This is a genomic window from Paraliomyxa miuraensis (assembly GCF_026337845.1).
In the GTDB taxonomy this organism is placed as follows: domain Bacteria; phylum Myxococcota_A; class Polyangia; order Nannocystales; family Nannocystaceae; genus Paraliomyxa; species Paraliomyxa miuraensis.
Genome location: NZ_JAOVZF010000143.1, coordinates 52,890 through 70,551 on the forward strand (window position 1 = coordinate 52,890; position 17,662 = coordinate 70,551).

The 17,662-nt window shown below is 70.5% G+C and carries 13 protein-coding genes; 9 read left to right on the forward strand and 4 right to left on the reverse strand.

Going from position 1 to position 17,662, the window contains the following annotated elements:
- Positions 1-24: 24 nt before the first annotated feature.
- The 5 genes from OEB96_RS10315 to OEB96_RS10335 are packed head-to-tail and all read left to right on the forward strand — an operon-like array spanning position 25 to position 6,316.
- Complete coding sequence (locus OEB96_RS10315; protein WP_266215367.1) at positions 25-1,098, forward strand: alpha/beta fold hydrolase; 1,074 nt, start codon at positions 25-27, stop codon at positions 1,096-1,098.
- On the forward strand, positions 1,095-2,342 hold the full coding sequence (locus OEB96_RS10320; protein ID WP_266215368.1) for an NAD(P)/FAD-dependent oxidoreductase: 1,248 nt from the start codon (positions 1,095-1,097) through the stop codon (positions 2,340-2,342). Before OEB96_RS10315 ends, OEB96_RS10320 begins: the two co-directional genes overlap by 4 nt.
- A 4-nt stretch (positions 2,343-2,346) precedes the next feature.
- Entirely contained in the window at positions 2,347-3,504 is a 1,158-nt protein-coding gene (locus OEB96_RS10325; RefSeq protein ID WP_266215369.1) for an acyl-CoA dehydrogenase family protein, read from the forward strand.
- On the forward strand, positions 3,501-5,108 hold the full coding sequence (locus tag OEB96_RS10330; RefSeq protein WP_266215370.1) for an amino acid adenylation domain-containing protein: 1,608 nt from the start codon (positions 3,501-3,503) through the stop codon (positions 5,106-5,108). Before OEB96_RS10325 ends, OEB96_RS10330 begins: the two co-directional genes overlap by 4 nt.
- A complete protein-coding gene (locus OEB96_RS10335; RefSeq protein ID WP_266215371.1) occupies positions 5,105-6,316 on the forward strand; it encodes a class I SAM-dependent methyltransferase in 1,212 nt (403 codons plus the stop codon). Before OEB96_RS10330 ends, OEB96_RS10335 begins: the two co-directional genes overlap by 4 nt.
- A 54-nt stretch (positions 6,317-6,370) precedes the next feature.
- Here OEB96_RS10335 and OEB96_RS10340 read toward each other — a convergent pair whose 3' ends face one another.
- The 4 genes from OEB96_RS10340 to OEB96_RS10355 form a co-directional block, all read right to left on the reverse strand.
- The gene (locus OEB96_RS10340; protein ID WP_266215372.1) at positions 6,371-6,922 is read right to left on the reverse strand and encodes a hypothetical protein; all 552 of its coding nucleotides are present in this window, start codon (positions 6,920-6,922) and stop codon (positions 6,371-6,373) included.
- Positions 6,923-7,032: 110 nt separating this feature from the next.
- The gene (locus tag OEB96_RS10345; RefSeq protein ID WP_266215373.1) at positions 7,033-8,013 is read right to left on the reverse strand and encodes a hypothetical protein; all 981 of its coding nucleotides are present in this window, start codon (positions 8,011-8,013) and stop codon (positions 7,033-7,035) included.
- Positions 8,013-8,924, reverse strand: a complete 912-nt coding sequence (locus tag OEB96_RS10350; protein ID WP_266215374.1) for a hypothetical protein — start codon at positions 8,922-8,924, stop codon at positions 8,013-8,015. Before OEB96_RS10350 ends, OEB96_RS10345 begins: the two co-directional genes overlap by 1 nt.
- A 202-nt stretch (positions 8,925-9,126) precedes the next feature.
- Positions 9,127-11,844, reverse strand: a complete 2,718-nt coding sequence (locus OEB96_RS10355) for an ion transporter (protein ID WP_266215467.1) — start codon at positions 11,842-11,844, stop codon at positions 9,127-9,129.
- On the opposite strand from OEB96_RS10355, the gene OEB96_RS10360 reads away from it, so the two are divergent.
- The 4 genes from OEB96_RS10360 (at position 11,732) to OEB96_RS10375 (ending at position 17,606) form a co-directional block, all read left to right on the forward strand.
- On the forward strand, positions 11,732-12,562 hold the full coding sequence (locus OEB96_RS10360) for a Coq4 family protein (RefSeq protein ID WP_266215375.1): 831 nt from the start codon (positions 11,732-11,734) through the stop codon (positions 12,560-12,562). The genes OEB96_RS10355 and OEB96_RS10360 overlap by 113 nt on opposite strands.
- A gap of 11 nt (positions 12,563-12,573) precedes the next feature.
- Positions 12,574-13,959, forward strand: a complete 1,386-nt coding sequence (locus OEB96_RS10365) for a sigma 54-interacting transcriptional regulator (RefSeq protein ID WP_266215376.1) — start codon at positions 12,574-12,576, stop codon at positions 13,957-13,959.
- A 111-nt stretch (positions 13,960-14,070) separates the two neighbouring features.
- On the forward strand, positions 14,071-15,483 hold the full coding sequence (gene fumC, locus OEB96_RS10370) for a class II fumarate hydratase (RefSeq protein ID WP_266215377.1): 1,413 nt from the start codon (positions 14,071-14,073) through the stop codon (positions 15,481-15,483).
- A gap of 59 nt (positions 15,484-15,542) precedes the next feature.
- Positions 15,543-17,606 carry a M3 family metallopeptidase gene (locus OEB96_RS10375; protein ID WP_266215378.1) on the forward strand — a complete coding sequence of 688 codons (2,064 nt, stop codon included), beginning with the start codon at positions 15,543-15,545 and terminating at the stop codon, positions 17,604-17,606.
- Positions 17,607-17,662: the final 56 nt, after the last annotated feature.

Below are 17,662 nucleotides of genomic sequence, written 5' to 3' on the forward strand. Positions count from 1 at the left end.
CTGGCAGGAAGCGAGTCGGCCCCGATGAGCACAGCGCAGGAAGACGCGACCACGGCCACCATAACCGCGTTCGTCAACGACGCGCTCGTGCGCGACGGAGCACCCGTCGATGCTCGTACGCCGCTGCTCGAGCTCGGCTTGCTCGACTCGCTCGGGCTCGGCAGCCTGCTCGCGTTCATCCGCGAGCGCTTCGGGGTGGCAGTGCCCGACGAGCGCGTGGTGCCGAGCGCCTTCATGAGCGCGCAGAGCATCGCCCGGCTCGTCGACGAGCTCGTCCGAGACGGCGGCTTCGCCTGCATCGAGCCCGCGCCCGGCGGACCGGTCACCACGAGCCACATCACGCCGCGAGCGTTCGCGCTCGCCGACGGCACCGAGATCCACGCGCTCGAGGTCGCGGGCCCCGATCCGCGCTGGCTGCTGCTGCCGGGGCTGGGCGAGGTCGCCAGCTCGTGGAGCGCCGTGCTCACCTCGCTCGCAACGGAGCATGGCGCGCTCGCGATCGACTACGCCGGCTTCGGCCGCTCGAGCGGCCCGCTGCACACCCCTACCCTGCGCGATCACGTGGGCCATGCGCTCGCGGTGATCGAGGCGTGGGCGTCCGACGAGCCGCTGGTGCTGGTGGGATGCTCGGCGGGCTCGATGATCGCCTGCGAGCTCGCGCGCCGCCTGGGCTCGCGCGTGCGCGGCCTCGTCGTCACCGGCTTCGGCCTGCTCGACGATCCCGAGTCGTGGTGGCTCGCGCTGCAGCGGCTGGCCGATGATCCACGCGCATTCCTGGCCGCCGCCTTCGACCGCCCCGTGACGCTGTCCACCGCGGCGCTCGAGGGGTCGCTGTCGCGTCCCGCCTACCGCAGCTTCCTCGGGCCCGACGACCGCGCGCGCTTGCCCGCCCTGTTCGAGGGCCTCCACGTGCCCGTGCTGGTGGTGGGCGGACAGAGCGACGGGATCATTCCCCGCGACGCGTTCGTGCGCGCGAGCGAGGCAATCCCGGGCGCGTGCCTCGAGTGGCTCGCCCGCTGCGGTCACTTCCCCCACGCCGAGCAGGCCGACGAGCTCGTCCACCTGATTCGAGGCTTCCTCTCGGAGGCAGTCGCATGAGCGCGCCATCTTCCGCCGAGGACGTCGACGTCGCCATCGTGGGTGCTGGCCCGGCGGGCTCGTGCCTGGCCACCCTGCTCGCGCGTGCCGGTCGGCGGGTCGCCGTCGTCGAGCGCGCCGACTTCCCGCGCTACCACATCGGCGAGTCGCTCACCGGTGCGTCCACCCCGATCCTCGAGGAGCTCGGGGTCGCCGAGGAGATGGACCGGCGCCAGTTCCCGCCCAAGCGCGGCGTCAAGGTCATCGGGCACGAGGCCCACAACGAGTTCTTCGTGCCGGTGCTCAATCCGACGTGGCAGGTCCGCCGCGAGGAGTTCGACCAGATCCTGCTCGAGCGTGCGCTGCACGAGGGTGCCACCCTCCGCCGCAGCGTCGTCGAGTCGGTGCTCCGCGAAGGCGAGCGCGTGGTGGGGTTGCTCCATCGGCCGGTCCACGGCCACGCGGACGGCCCGGCGCACGAGCTCCGGGCTCGCTTCGTCGCCGACTGCAGCGGCCAGAGCAGCCTACTCGCGCGGCTGGGGGTCGCCAGCAAGCGGGTGGTCGACGACGTGTTCTCGCGCCAGATCGCGCTGTTCACCCAGTACGAAGGTGCGCGCCGCGACCCCGGCGAGATGGGCAACAACACGTTCATCTTCTACGGCACCGAGCTGCACTGGGCGTGGTTCATCCCGCTGTCGCCCACCCTCACCAGCGTGGGGGTGGTGATGCCCGCGGCGAAGGTCGCCGAGCACGGCGGTCCCGAAGCGGCCTTCGAGTGGGGGCGCACGCACATCAACCCCGACCTGGCCAAGCGCTTCAACTTTGCCCGAGAGGTGAGCCCGGTGCGGGCGCTCGCCAACTACTCGTACCACGTCGATCGCTTCTGGGGCGAGGGCTGGTGCTGCGTGGGCGATGCCCACCAGTTCATCGATCCGATCTTCTCGTTCGGGGTGTCGTTCGCGCTCATCGAGGCGCGGGCCGCCAGCGCGGCCATCCTCGACGTGCTCGTGGGGGCCGACGAGGCGACCCGGCTCGGTGAGTACGCCGCGCTGTGCAGCCGCGGGCAAGGCGTGGCGCGCGACCTCATCCGCTACTTCTGGCGCTTCCCCACCTTCTTCGCCTTCCTCGCGCGGGGCGAGTACCGCCGCGACGTGATCCGCCTGCTGGGCAGCGCGTGCCACGACCCCGAGGAGCTCGGGGCGATCAAGGCCATGCGCGCCGCCCTGCGCGAGGCGGGAGTCGAGACGGCCGTGGCCGGGGGCTGACCACATGGACTTCGAGCCGAGCGGCGAGCAGCAGGACTTCCGGGCGCGCGCGGCCGAGTTCGCGCGCACCCGGCTGCAGCCCGGGTTGGCCCAGCGCGACCGCGAGGGCAGCTTTCCGCGGGCGCTGTGGCGAGCGTGCGCCGAGTTCGGCGTGCTCGGCCTGCCGTTCCCCGAGCGCTACGGCGGCTCGGAGCGCGACGTGCTCGTCACCGTGGCCATGATGGAGGGCCTGGGCCACGGCTGCGGCGACAACGGGCTCTTGTTCGGACTCAACGCGCAGATGTGGAGCGTGCAGCACCCCATCGCCCGGTTCGGCACCGACGAGCAACGGGAGCGCTTCTTGCCCGGGCTCATCGCCGGGGAGCTCGTTGGCGCGCACGGCATGACCGAGCCCGGGTCGGGCTCGGATGCCTTCGCGCTCACCGCCCGGGCCGTGCCCTGCGACGGCGGCCACCGCCTCACGGGCACCAAGACCATGGTGACCCACGCCCCCGTGTGCGATCTGGCGGTGGTGTTCGCCACCACCAACCCGGCGCTGGGCATGTGGGGGATCTCGGCCTTCATCGTGGAGCGAGGCATGCCGGGGTTCTCGGTGGGCGGCACCATCGACAAGATGGGCCTGCGCACCTCGCCCATGGGCGAGCTGGTGCTCGAGGATTGCTTCGTGCCCCGCGCGCTGCAGCTCGGGCCCGACGGGGTGGGCGCGCGCGTGTTCGAGAGCTCGATGGGGTGGGAGCGCAGCTGCATCTTGGCCACGCAGCTCGGTGCCATGCAGCGGCAGCTCGAGCGCTCGATCGAGTACGCCAACCAGCGCGAGCAATTCGGGCAGCCCATCGGTGCGTTCCAGTCGGTCTCCAACCGCATCGCCGACATGGCCGTGCGGCTCGAGACCGCGCGCCTGCTGCTCTACAAGGTCGCGTGGCTCAAGCAGCGAGACCGACCCGCGGCCATGGAGGCGGCCATGGTCAAGCTGTGCCTCGGCGAGGCGTTCGTGGCCTCGAGCCTCGACGCCCTGCGGATCCACGGGGGCTACGGCTACGCCACCGAGACCGGGATCGAGCGCGACGTGCGTGATGCCCTGGGCGGCACGCTCTACTCGGGCACCTCCGACATCCAGCGCAACATCATCGCGCGTCACCTGGGGCTGGGGAAGCGATCATGAGCCACGCGCCCCCGGCAACGCTGGCCGCGGCGCTCCGCCGAGCCGCCGTCGCCCACGGCTCGCGACCCGCGGTCCACGACCTGCGGCGCTCGGTCACCTACGCGCAGCTCCACCAGCGCGTGCTCGCGGCCGCGGCGTGCCTGAGCGCGCGCGGCGTTGCGCGAGGCGATCGCGTGGCCGTGCGGATGGACAAGGGCCTGCCCGCCGTGGTGGCGCTCCACGCCATCCATGCCATGGGGGCGGTGTTCGTGCCGCTCGACGTGCGTGCCCCACCGCTGCGGGCCGCTCGCATCCTGGCCGACTGCGGGGTGCGGCACGTGCTGGCCGATCGTGCCGGTCTGCGCCAGCGCGGGGCCATCGACGAGGCTTGCCCCGAGCTCGAGTGGGTGAGCGAGCTGGGCGAGCTGGCCACCACCGAGGCCCCGCCCGGAGCCCAGCCCGAGCTCGAGGAGCCCGGGCCCGACGAGCTGGCGTACATCCTCTACACCTCGGGCACCACCGGTACGCCCAAGGGCATCGTGCACACGCATCGCAGCGCGCTCGCGTTCGCCGGGTGGGCCGCGGAGCACTACGGCCTGCGACCCGACGATCGGGTCAGCAGCCACGCGCCCTTCCACTTCGACCTCAGCACCCTCGACCTCTACTCCACCGTGCTGGCCGGGGCATGCGTGGTGCTGCTGCCGCCTTCGATCCTGAGCTTTCCGTTCGAGCTGGTGCGGGTGGCTCACGAGCAGGCCCTCACGGTGTGGTACTCGGTGCCGCTGGCGCTGACCGAGCTGCTCGAGCGCGGCCAGCTCGAGCAGCGTCCGCTCCCTGCCCTGCGCTGGGTGCTGTTCGCGGGCGAGCCGTTCCCCACCGCCAAGCTGCGTCGGCTCGCCCGGGCGCTGCCCCACGCGCGCCTGTCCAACCTCTACGGGCCCACCGAGACCAACGTGTGCACGTTCCACGACGTCGTCGACATCCCCGACGACGACACGCCGATCCCGATCGGCCGGCCCTGCCCGGGGGCTCGCCTTCGGCTGCGCGACGCCGACGGTCGCGTGCTGCCGCTCGACGCCCTCGAGCCCGCGGCAGGCGAGCTCGAGGGCGAGCTGTTGGTGCACGGTCCCACGCTGATGCGCGGCTACTGGGGCAACCCCGAGGCCGACGCCGCCGCGTTCTGGGTGGCAGACGACGGTACCCGCTACTACCGCACGGGCGACCGCGTGCGCCTCGGTCGTGACGGCGCGCTGTCGTTCCTGGGCCGTCGCGATCGACAGATCAAGCTCCGCGGCCATCGCATCGAGCTCGACGAGATCGAGCACGCCCTGGCCTCGCACCCCGCGGTCGAGGCATGCGCCGCACTGGTGGTCCGGCGGTCGGGCAGCGACGTGCTGCATGCGGCCGTGGTGCCCACCCTCGAGCGCCGCTCCGATCCCGCGCTCGACGTCGAGCTCCATGCCCACATGGCCGCTCGCTTGCCACCGTACACGATGCCCTCGATCGAGTTCCATGCCGCGCTGCCCCGCACCTCGACCGGGAAGATCGATCGCCGAGCCCTCGTGGCGATCGTGAGCGCGCGTCATCGCGATCCCACCCCAGACCCCAGCCAGGAGCCCCCGTGACGCCATCCTCCGATTCCCCGGACCCATTCACGGCTCCGACCTCCACGTTCGATTCCGGTGGGCTCGGCGAGGCCGCCGTGGCCGAGCTCATGCGCTGGTACCACGAGCGCATGTTCACGCCGGCCACGGTCGAGCTCTATCACCTCGCCGATGCCTACACGGCCGAGCGCGCGCGCGAGATCGCCGAGGAGCTCGCGCTGTTCGCTGCGCTCGAGCACCCGCGGCCACTCGACCTCGTGCTCGACGAGCTGGGGATCCTCCCCGGGGCCCGCGCGCTCGTGCGCCGCGTGGTGCAGATCCTCTGCCACGAGGGCATGGGCACGATCGACGGCGAGACGGCTCGCCTCGAGCGACGCGAGCGCCTCTACGAGCTCCACGCGCTGCGCGAGCGCGGGCTCGCGGCCGACCCGGCCATGCTCCCCGCGTTCGAGATGATCGACAAGGTCCGCGAGCACGCCGCCGCGTTCGCTCGCGGGACCATCAGCGGCGCCGAGATGCGCTCGCGGGTGCACGTCGCGTTCTTCCTCGAGTGCCCGCTCGGCACCCAGGGCAGCCGCCTCGGCGGCGAGGTCATGCGTCACGTCGTGCAGACCCGACCCGACGCGCGCTGGTCGGTGCTGGAGCTCGGCGGCGGGACCATGAGCGGGGCCATCGGCACCTTCGAGGGGCTCGCCGAGGCCGGGCTGGTCGATCGCATCGGACGCTTTTGCTTCACCGAGATCAACCCCTTCTTCGTGATGCAGGCCCGCGAGGCTCTGCCCGCGCGCTACCCGGAGGTGGGCGCATTCCAGTGCTCGGTGGTCGACTTCAACGAGCCGTTCCACAAGCTCGAGTCGGAGGGCTTCGACCTGGTCTACGGCGTCAACTGCCTGCAGTGTGCCCGGGACCTGCCGTTCACGCTGTCGGAGATCCGCCGCGTGCTGCGACCGGGCGGGTGGCTGGTGATCCCGCAGTACACCCGCGGTGCCGACGACCAGCCGCTGCCGCTGGTCGACCTCGCGTGCGATCCACTGCCGAGCTACTGGGACGTGCAGCTCATCCCCGGCATGCGCCCGATCCACGGCATGCCCACCGCTGCGAGCTGGGCCGCCACGCTCGATGCAAGCGGCTTCACCGGATTCCAGGCCGTCCCCGAGCGCGCGATCGGGGTCGAGTGCTTCGACGAGCGACACTACTGCGGCGTGATGCTGGCGCGACGGCCCGGCTGATGGCTCGGGCGGCCTCGCGTTGCCGATGAGCCACCCCGGCTCACGAGGCTGCGCCTACTCCAGCGTCCAGGTGGCCAGCTCGACCGACATCCCCACGCCGTTGCCTTCGCCGTCCGAGGATCCCGAGCGCAGCACCAGCGCGCCCAGCGGTCCATCGGCGGTACCGTAGGAGAGCTGCAGGCGTAGCGTGGCGTCCGGGTCGACCGGGTCGAAGATCAGGTCCCCGAGGTCTTCTTCGGTGAGGTCGGCGTAGATCGATGCCGAGGTCGAGGTGATGAACTTCGCTCCAGTCATCAGAGTCGTGTCGAGCGCTCCGTCGTCGCTTCGAAGGTCGATCTCGAGGTCGGCCTCTACCCAATCGGAGCAATCGATTCGCTCGTTCAGCCAGGGGAACCTCGAACTTTCTGCCCGCTCGAGGTCGATCTCCTGAACCATGCTCGGCTCGTACACGGTCACGGTGATCCGTGTCTCTCCGGACGGAGGGAACCCGCGAACATAGGACTCGCTCGCCTCCCATTGCAACGGACCGGAGCGCTCGCCCACCACCACTGTCATCAGCTCGCCGAAGGTGACTCCGAGAACGAGAGGCTCGTCCTTGTCGGTCACGGGAGCATGATCGACCTGGAAGCACCCACCCGCAGCGCTGCAGGCCGCCAACATCGCCGTTGCCGAGAATAGCCCGATGAGTGGTATCGCGTGGTTCATGGCGCCTTTCGCTAGTCATCGACGGGGACACAGTCCTCGTCGCCCATCTTCGGAGTGCAGCTGCCGTGCAGTCCATGATCGACCCATGTATACGCATACCAGGTCGTGGCCTGATCGCTTGGGATCTGCTCGATCTGCGATAGGCGGGCGGTTCGGTGGATCTGGATCGCCTGTTCCTCGCTCGTCCCTCGCGTGTAGACGACCGGAGAATTCTTCCCCTGTCCCGGACGATTGTCCATGGCCGTGATCCAGGCGTTGCGGTTGGACATGTGATCGCTCTTGCGGTAGAAGCGGCCCGAGGCATTGCTCCAGAGCAAGGGGCTGTTGTTGAACGCGAAGATTTGAGTGGCGCTGCTCGTTGCCAGGCTACTCTCGTAGCACCCCAGATTGCCGGTACAGCTCGTCAGAAGAGCGACGGCCTTGGCCCATCCCCCCGCCATCGACCCCAGCCTGATGTCCTCGGAGAACCACGCACGACACCGTTTCTCGGGTGGCTCCACGGTCGGTGCGTCGTCCTGAGTGCCCCACTGGATCTTGTCCATCCAGCCATGCCCCGCGTAGACCGCCAGCGACACCGCATCGCTCTTGAGATGGTCCTCTCCAAAGGGCCGCTTGTCGGCATCGATGAAGTCCGATGGCCGCGTGTCGCCCTCGGTGAGCCGGGTCCCCACCCAGCCGTCGTCGTCGAGCTCGGCCCGCAAGCTGGCGCTCACCTCGTTCACGTCCGTATTCGAGCAGTCGTTGCCGGTGAAGTCCATGGACTCCGCGATGAAGTACGACTTGGCGGCCGGCGGCGGGGTCTCGGTGCCCTGCGTGTCGTCGAGCCCGCTGTCCACGTCGGAGTCGAGCGCGCCCGTGCTGACCGGCGGCCCGTCATCACCTCCCGTGGGCCCCTGCCCGATCCCGTTCTCGGGGTCCTGGCAAGCCACGAGCCCGACGCCCACGACCGCCGCGGCAGGCACGAGGATCCAGACTCTGCGCAGCGCCACCATCAGGGAAGCTCCTGCTCCACCACGGGTGGAGCGCTGGTCAAGGACAGGAGCACCATCGTGGCGCGGGACCCCATGCGGTCGTCGTTCCCCGTGCCCACGGTGATGGCATAGTCGAGCATGTACCGCGGCGCAACGATTGCCGATGGGCTCTGCGGGTCGAGCATGTACACCGTACGCCGGGCCGAGACGAGCACGGACTCGACGTTGGCACCCGTCGACTCGGCTACGTGGCGAGCAAACGAGCGACGAACGTCCAGCTCGGAGGCAGCGACGACGCTCGGCTCGAATCGCTCGATCTCGATGCGATTGACCCGCAACGACGACACCCGCTGCTTCGGCGTGACACCGATCCGCACCCCCGCATCGAGGATCACGGTGCCGTCGAGGGTTCCATTGGCCTCGAAGCGGATCTCATCGACCCACTCGTCGTGCGTACCATCGGGCCCCTTCACACCACTGCGAACGTAGGAGGTCGTCACATCGTCGTACGAAAGACTCGTATCGAGGATGCCCTGGGTCACCAGCTCATCGATCGCACTGCCGGCGACGTCCCATGGCACGGCGTCGACCGCTCCACCATCTTCGGTCAAGCGAGTGGTGTCGACCACGGACAGGTCGTCGAACCATGCGTCGTAGCAGACCACGAGCCCCGGCCGCAGCTCGGCGATGCTCGCCCGCCCCTCCGGGCTCGACTCCATGGTGTACGCGTGCCGAGCCCATGCCGCTGCCTGGCCGAGCTCGAGCTCCAGGCCCATCGCCGCGAGCATGCCCTCGAGACGCTCTTGCAGCTCGTCGACCATCGGCCGAGGCCGCGTGAGGCGAAGCTCGAGCACGGCGGAGCCCGGCAGCGGCGGAGGCTCCGCCTCGAGCGCCTCGTCGTAGCCCTGCTCCGCCGCGCCCTCGGACGCCACGAGATGTGGAACGGCGCTCGTGAAGGCTCGAGGCCCCAACGAGGTGCTCGGCTCGGCATCCCCTGTGGGTCCCTCGTCCTCGATTGCCGGCATTGGCTGGCAAGTCTCCAGCGCGATCCACGTGCCCAGCATCCATGCTCGACCCATGGACTTCGACCTACACCATGGATCCCCTTACGCAAGCGAGGTCGGCGGACCCGAGTCAAGCCTCGTGCCCCACCCCCGGCTGATCATCGGCGATCACCCAGACATGCCGCACCGCCGACAGCTCCACCACGAACCCCGGCTCCTCGGGCCCGGGGGCCACGCACAGCTGCTCCCGGCCGTCGTCGTCGCGGATCCGCACCGCCACCAGCAGCATCCCGCGCTGCCGCAGGCCCAGCGCCAGCTCGCGAAAGCTCACCGTGCCGCTTCGACGCTTGCGCAGCCGCAGGCGCACGAAGCTCTGCCCCCACGAGCCGAGCAGCTCCGAGTACACCGCGTCGAAGCCCGGCACCACCACCGACTGGAACAGGAAGAACGCCCGTAGCTGCGGGATCGAGTAGATGCGCACGTGGTGCTTGCCCACGGTGCGAAAGTGTTCTTCGAGCCTCGCGGCGAGGCGAGGGTCGAAGACCTCGGCCACCACCCGCGGCTTGCCGTGCTCGGCCCCGTGCGCGACCAGGAGATCCTCGAGCTTGAGCAGCGTGGTGGTGGTGCGGGCGTCATTGACCCCCCGCGCATCGGCCACGAAGATCACGACGTCGAGGTCGCCCACGTGGCCGAAGCCCGCGGGCAGATCGACCAGGTGGCGGCTGGCCATCCAGTCGGCCACCCGCAGCAGCACGCGGCTGTCCTCGACCACCTCGGGGGTGGCCCCGCAGGTGAACACGTAGCTGCCGTCGGGCTGCGGCGAGAACGTGCCGTGGTAGTCGGGCATCAGGCCGCGCTCGACCAGCTGGCTGTGCTCGTCGAGCGCATCACGGGCGCGCTGCAAGGTGGCCTCGTCCTCCACCAGCACCAGCACCTCGGCGCCGATCTGACCGCGCAGGAGCTCCTCGAGCATGTAGATCGAGCCGCGGCGGAAGCCACACACCAGCACGCGCCCGACCTTGGTCTGCTGGGTGCGCACCAGCGCCGGCGGTGGGGGCACGGTCGATGGCGCCGCGCCGGCATCGACCAGCTCCTCGCGCAGCTCGGACTCCACCGACTTGGGCAGGCTCTCGGCCAGGTCGCGGATCGCCCCGAAGTTGTCGGCGATGGCCACGAAGCCGAGGCCGCGGCCCCCTTCCACCGCGTCGCCTGGCCTGGGGTTGACCAGCACGCGAAAGTCCAGCGACGCATCGTCCTCCTCGGTGGCCAGCAGAAGGCCCACCGGGACGATCGGCGAGCGCCCCGGCTGCAGCCCTCGACGCAGCAGCCGGTCGATGGCGCGGGCCGAGTCGCGGCCGAGATCGGGAGGCTCGTCCATCGAGAACCCCAGGCCCTCGGTGCGAAAGAAGCAGGTGTAGAGCTCGTGGCCGCGGCTGGTCAGCAGCTCCTCGAGCAGGTCGCCCAGGCCCGGGCGACGCACCACCCCCGCGATGAACAACGCCACCAGGCGCTCGGTGGGCACCACGAACCCGCGAAAGGTGTTGCGGCCCGGAGCCACCGCCGCGCGGGCGGCCGCGATGTTGCTGTCGTCGAGGATCTCGGCGATCACCACCCGCTGGCGCTCGTTGGGGCGCCGTGGCTGCCGTTCCACTTGCGCGCGCACGCGCTCGACGAGGTTCAGCAGGATCTGGATCGTGTCGGCGTCGGGCGTGGGATCGTCGGGGTCGGCCAGCAGCACCACGCGCTTGGCATGGAACACGTCGGCCCGGCGCATCAGGGTGTCGTCTTGATCGGCGCGCTCGCGGTAGACGATGCGCGACAGCTCGGGCGCGCGCAGGAAGTCGGGGGGCTCCTCGGTGCGCCCCACCACCAGGTAGCGCTGGCCAAAGAGCCCCCGGCGTCGCAGATCGCGAAACCATGCGGCCGAGAGCACGCGAGAATCGGTGGGCAAGAGCTTGCGATAGTACCGACGCAGCTCGGCCAACAGCCGCGGCGTGGATGCGTTGACCCCCACGATCACGGTGTGCCCCCGCAGCCCCGCCGGGCGCAGCCGCGACAGCTGCAACAGCTCGTGCACCACGTCGGTGCCCATGCCGATGAGGAACGAGACCAGGAACAGGCCGAACACGGTCAACCCCAGGCTGATGAGCACCAGCGGGATCGCGATCGGCGACGAGAGCATGTTGCCGGGGTCCTGCACCTGGCGAAACGCCCACCACAGGAGGTTGTGGAACTTGCGGTCCTCGCCGTCGATCTGCTCGTCGCCGGTCACGTCGACCACGAGCCCCTCGCTGTCGACGAGGTGGAACATCACCACCGCCCCCGCAAACGAGAGGCCGCCCACCACGAACCCCATCAGCACGATCTGCCGGGCGCGCTCGCGCCGCGAGAGGATCGACCACAGGTCGAACACCAGCGGCGCCCAGTAGCTGATGAGCAGCACCATGCGGGTCAGCCGGAACAGCCGCAGCCAGCGGGCCCCGGCGGGGCTGGTGGGGATCGGCACGAACGAGATCAGCGCGACCAGGTCGACCACCAGCAAGAAGATCGACCCGGCGCGGCTACGCCCCGAGCGCTGCACGGGGGCCGGGCGCTCGACGAGGTTGCCCGCGTCCTCGTCGGGATCGCGGTTGCGCCCGTAGATCACGAACAGCCGCAGCACGAACTCGGTGCCGAACAGCGCGAAGAACAGCGAGTCGGTCCCCTGCACCCAGGAGAACGGGAGCAGGCTGACGATGATCGCCGCGCTCAGCACCAGCCGCACGGTGGTGAGCTCGAGGAAGCGGTCGACCTCCTGCACCCAGCGCAGGTCTCGCGGAGCGCGTGGCGAGGACGAGGACGAACTCACGGGACCGGCAGGTTGCCACGTCCACCTCCGAGCCGCCAGACTACCCTCCGTGACCCCGCGGGAGCACTGGCTCGTCGCCCGCTCGATCGTCCGCGTGATGCGTGACTCCAACCGCATCGAGGACATCCACCGGGTCGCCGAGATCACCAGCCGAGGTCGATTCGGCGCGCTGCTGCAGCAGCTGCGCGCCGCCGGGAGCGAGCCCGAGCTGCTGCGGCGCCGCCCCGAGCTCGACCATGAGCGCGTCGACTTCGAGACCCTGCGGCGGCTGCCGCCCGACACGCTGGGCGGCGCCTACGTGCGACACCTCGACGACAATGGCCTGACGCTCTACACCGACCCGACCTCGAGCGAGCACGTCTCCGATCCCGACATCCGCTACCTGATCCACCGCTATCGCCAGGTCCACGACATCTGGCACGTGCTGCTGGGGCTCGGGACCCAGGGGCACGAGGAGGTGCTGCTCCACGCGTTCGTGCTCGGGCACCTGCAGCTGCCGATCTCCGCGCTGGTGGTGGTGCTCGGCTCGCTCAAGCACATCGTGCTCGAGCGGCGCTGGCACACGCTTCGCCACGAGCTGCGCTGGGCGTTCCACAGCGGGCGCGAAGCCGCACCGCTGATGCTGGTCCCCTGGGAGCAGCTTTGGGACGAGCCGCTGGTCGAGGTGCGGCGGAGGTATCGAATTCACGCGCGTGGAGACGAGGCCCCGCAGTGGTAGCCTGATGGCGCATGCACACCGTGCCGCTGTGGTCGAGTGAAGGCATCGTCGCCCTGCGTCGCCGCCGGCTGCGGCTCGAGGTGGTCCGCGGTCCCGACAAGAAGAAGCGCGTCGAGCTCGAGCGCGATCGCATCGTGATCGGCACCCACGAGCGCTGCGATCTCGTCCTCACCGATCCCACCGTCTCGCGGCAGCACCTCGAGATCGAGCTCTCGTCCCGGGGCTACGCCATTCGCGATCTCGACTCGCTCAATGGCGTCTACGCCGACGACGTCCGCATCCGCGAGATCGTGGTGACCAAGGGGCTCCTGCTGACGCTCGGCGACACCCGCGTCAAGCTGGCCCCGCTGTCGGACACGGTGGATCTGCCGCTGCCTCGCCAGACCCAGTGCGGCGCGCTCCTGGGCCGCAGCACCGCCATGCGACGGGTGTTCGCGCGGCTGCTCGAGGCCGCGGCCACCGACGCCTCCGTGCTCGTCACCGGCGAGCCGGGCACGGGCAAGGAGCTGGCCGCCCGCGCCGTGCACGAGCACGGCCGCCGCGCGCACGGGCCGTGGGTGGTGGTCGACTGCACGGTGCCCTGTGCCACCGCCCTGCAGAGCGCGCTGTTCGGGCACGAGCACGGGGCGTTCGCCGGAGCAGGGGGCGCTCGCATGGGGGCGTTCGAAGCGGCGTCGGGCGGCACGCTGCTCCTCGACGAGGTCGGCGAGCTGCCGCTCGAGGTGCAAGGTCACCTGCTGATGGCGCTCGAGCACCGTCGGGTCCAGTCGCTGGGGGGCTCTCGCATCCGCGAGTTCGACGTGCGCCTGGTGGCGACCACCCGCCGAGATCTCCGGCGCGAGGTCAACCGCGAGGCGTTCCTCCCGGACCTCCACGCGCGGCTGGCCACGATCGACCTTCACCTCCCGCCGCTCCGCGAGCGCCCCGAGGACGTCCCGCTCTACGTGGAGGCGTTCCTCGCCGACCAGGCCGCGGCCGGTGCCTCGCTCGTCATCGACCCGATCGCGATGGACCGGCTGGGACGGCGAGCGTGGCCCGGCAACGTGCGAGAGCTTCGGGCGGCGCTCGAGCACGCGGCAATGCTCCCGCCGGCCGGCTCCCCCGCGTCCACCGCCGCGGCTCCGCGCCCGCGCCCCCATGAGCGCCTGTCCGCGCTGCCTCCCGTGTTCGCGCCCGATCCGAGCGATCCGTCCATGGCCGTGCTCGAGGTCGTGGTCGATCCGCAGGTGCCGCTCTCGCTGGGCCGGGCGCTGCTCGTGGAGCGATACGAGCAGGCCTATGTCGAGGCGCTGATGCACGTGCACGACGGCGACGTGGATCACGCCGCGAAGACGGCCGGGCTCGACCGCGTGTCCGTGCTGCGGCGGCTCGATCTGCTCAGGGCCACCAAGCGGTAGCGGCCGGCGTGGACACCGGACCGGCTCGCACGTCGTCCCGTTCGCGTCCAACGGTCGTGCTCCCGGGTCCGTGGTCTTCGAGCGCCCCCCCTGCTAGCCTCCCGCCCCGTCATGAGCCGCGCCCAAGGACCCGTTCGCATCGAGACCGACAGCATGGGGGAGATCGAGGTCCCCTCGGACCGCTACTGGGGCGCGCAGACGCAGCGCTCGCTGCACCACTTCAGCATCGGCCACGATCACTTCCCGCGGCCGATGATCCGGGCGCTGGGCGTGCTCAAGAAGGCGGCCGCGCTCACCAACGGTGACCTCGGCATGCTGCCGGCCGACAAGGTGGCGCTCATCACGAAGGCCGCCGACGAGGTCATCGAGGGCAAGCTCGACGATCACTTCCCCCTGTTCGTGTGGCAGACGGGCAGCGGGACCCAGAGCAACATGAACACCAACGAGGTGATCAGCAATCGCGCCATCGAGCTCTCCGGGGGCCAGCTGGGCAGCAAGACGCCGGTCCACCCCAACGACGACGTCAACCGCGGGCAGTCGTCCAACGACACGTTCCCCACCGCCATGCACATCGCGGCGGCCGAGCAGGTGGTGCATGCGCTGCTGCCCAGCCTCGGCCGGCTGCGCCAGGTGCTGCACGACAAGGCCCGGGCGTTCGCCGACGTGGTCAAGATCGGCCGCACGCACCTCCAAGATGCCACCCCGGTCACCCTGGGCCAGGAGCTCTCCGGCTGGGTGTCGCAGCTCGACCATGCGCGCGTGGCCATCGAGGGCGTGCTGCCGCAGGTCTACGAGCTGGCGCTGGGCGGCACCGCGGTGGGCACGGGCCTGAACACCCACCCCGACTATGCGGTGCGCTCGGCCGCGCGCATCGCCGAGCTCACCGAGCTGCCGTTCGTCACCGCGCCCAACAAGTTCGCCGCGCTGGCCGGTCATGACGCGCTGGTGCTGCTGCACGGCGCGCTCAAGACCCTCGCCGCCGCGCTCAACAAGATCGCCAACGACGTGCGCTGGCTGGCCTCCGGGCCGCGCTGCGGCATCGGCGAGATCACCATCCCCGAGAACGAGCCCGGCTCGTCGATCATGCCCGGCAAGGTCAACCCCACCCAGAGCGAGGCGCTCACCATGATCTGCGCCCAGGTCATGGGCAACGACGTGGCGGTCAACATCGGGGGCATGAGCGGCAACTTCGAGCTCAACGTGTTCAAGCCGGTGATCATCCACAACGTGCTGCACAGCCTGCGACTGCTCACCGACGGCATGAGCAGCTTCCGGGAGTTCTGCGCCGAGGGCATCGAGCCCAACCATGATCGGATCTCGAAGAACCTGCACGACAGCCTGATGCTGGTGACGGCCCTGAACCCGCACATCGGCTACGACAAGGCGGCCAAGATCGCCAAGCAGGCCCACGCCGAGGGCACCACCCTCAAGGCGGCCGCGGTGGCGCTGGGGTACGTGACCGAGGCGCAATTCGACGAGTGGGTCGACCCCAGCCAGATGGTCGGGTCCAAGCCCCCGGCCTAGTGCCCAGCCCGGTTTCAGCCCAAGCCCCAACCCACGACCAGTACGCAAGACCAGCGCCGATGACCGACGCCGAGCTTCCGCTGCTGCGGCTCCAACCGCCGCTGCCGTTCGACCGCATCGAGGCCGCGCACGTGCGGCCAGCCATCGATGCCCTGCTGAGCGCGGCCCGAGCCGCGATCGAGCGCATCGCCGAGGCTCCCTCCGACGGAGCGCCACGCACCTACGCCAATACGCTGCGGGCGCTCGACGACGCGACCGAGCCGCTCTCGCGGGCCATGGAGGTGATCGGGCACCTCGAGTCGGTGGCCACGACCGAGGCGCTGCGCCGAGCCCACGACGAGGTGCTGCCCGAGGTCACCGCGTTCTTCTCGTCGATCCCGCTGCACGATGGGCTCCATGCTGCGCTGCGCGCCGCGTGGGAGCACGAAGGGCCATCCCTGCCGCCTACCCGGCGCCGGCACCTTCGCAAGACGCTCGACGAGTTCGTGCGGCACGGGGCCGAGCTGTCGGCCCCGCACAAGGCTCGCCTGCGTGCGCTCGACGTGGAGATCTCCGCGCTGACCACCCGCTACGCCCACAACGTGCTCGATGCCACCAACGCCTTCGAGCTGGTGATCGAACACGAGGCGGAGCTCGCAGGCCTGCCGCCCTCGGCGATCGACGCGGCGCGGGCCTCGGCCGCGGCCCATGCCAAGGGCAGCCGCACGGAGGGCTGGCGCTTCACCCTCCAGGCCCCGTCGTACCTGGCGCTGATGACCTACCTCGAGCACGCCGGCCATCGCGAGCACGTGTGGCGAGCGTTCAACACCCGCGCGTGTGCCGAGCCCTGGGACAACCGGCCGCTGCTGGGCGAGATCCTGCGTCTGCGGCGAGACAAGGCGCGCCTGCTCGGGTTCTCGTGCTTCGCCGACCTCGTGCTCGAGGACCGCATGGCCACGTCGGGCGCAAGAGCCCAAGCGTTCGTCGACGACCTGCGCGCGCGAGCGCGGGCCGCGTTCACGGCCGAGAACGACGCGCTGCTGGAATTCCGTCGCGAGCGCGAGGGGCCGGACGCGCCGCCCTTGCGCCCGTGGGACGTGGCCTACTGGTCCGAGCAGCAGCGACGCGCTCGCTTCGAGCTCGACGAGGAGGCGCTGCGCCCCTACTTCGCGCTGCCGCGGGTGATCGCGGGGATGTTCGAGCTGGCGCGGCGGCTCTACGGCGTGCGCATCGAGCTCGCCCCCGATCTGCCCACCTGGCACGAGCGCGTCGACGCCTACTCGCTATGGGCCGAGGACGGCACCGCGCTCGGCTCGTTCTACGTGGACGCCTACCCGCGGCCCACCAAGCGCGACGGCGCCTGGATGAACGGCCTTGTCACCGGGGAGCTGGTCGAGGGCGGCGGCCTCACCACCCCGCACGTGGCGCTCGTGTGCGCCAACGTGACCGAGCCGCTCGGCGATGCCCCGGCCCTGCTCACGCACCGCGAGGTGGAGACCCTGTTCCACGAATTCGGGCACCTGATGCACCACATGCTCTCGCGGGTGGAGGTGCGCGGCCTGGGCGGCACCAACGTGGCGTGGGACTTCGTGGAGCTGCCCTCGCAGATCATGGAGAACTGGTGCTGGGAGCGGGAGTGCCTCGATCTGTTCGCGCGGCACTGGCAGACGGACGCACCGATCCCCGACGCGCTGTGGCAGCGCCTGAGCCGAGCCCGGACCTACCGCGCCGCCAACGCGATGATGCGCCAGCTCGGGTTCGCCGCGCTGGACCTGTGGCTGCACATGGAGTTCGATCCCGAGGCCGAGCCCGACGTGATGGGGCGCGCCCGGGCGATCCTCGACGAGCACTCGGCGGCTCCCTTGCCCGACGACCACGGCATGATCGCCAGCTTCGGCCACCTGTTCGCGCACCCGGTGGGCTACGCGGCCGCGTACTACTCGTACAAGTGGGCCGAGGTGCTCGACGCCGATGCCTTCACGCGCTTTGCGAGCGAGGGCCTGTTCGACCCCACCGCGGGCCGAGCGTTTCGCGACGAGATCCTGGCGCGGGGCGACAGCCGCGATCCGATGGAGCTCTACGTCGCGTTCATGGGCCGCGAGCCGAGCGTGGAGCCGCTGCTGCGGCGCAGCGGGCTGCTGTAGCCGCGGTGGATGAAGCGAAATAGTCCGCGAGGCTCACGGAAGCGCGGTTGGCGATC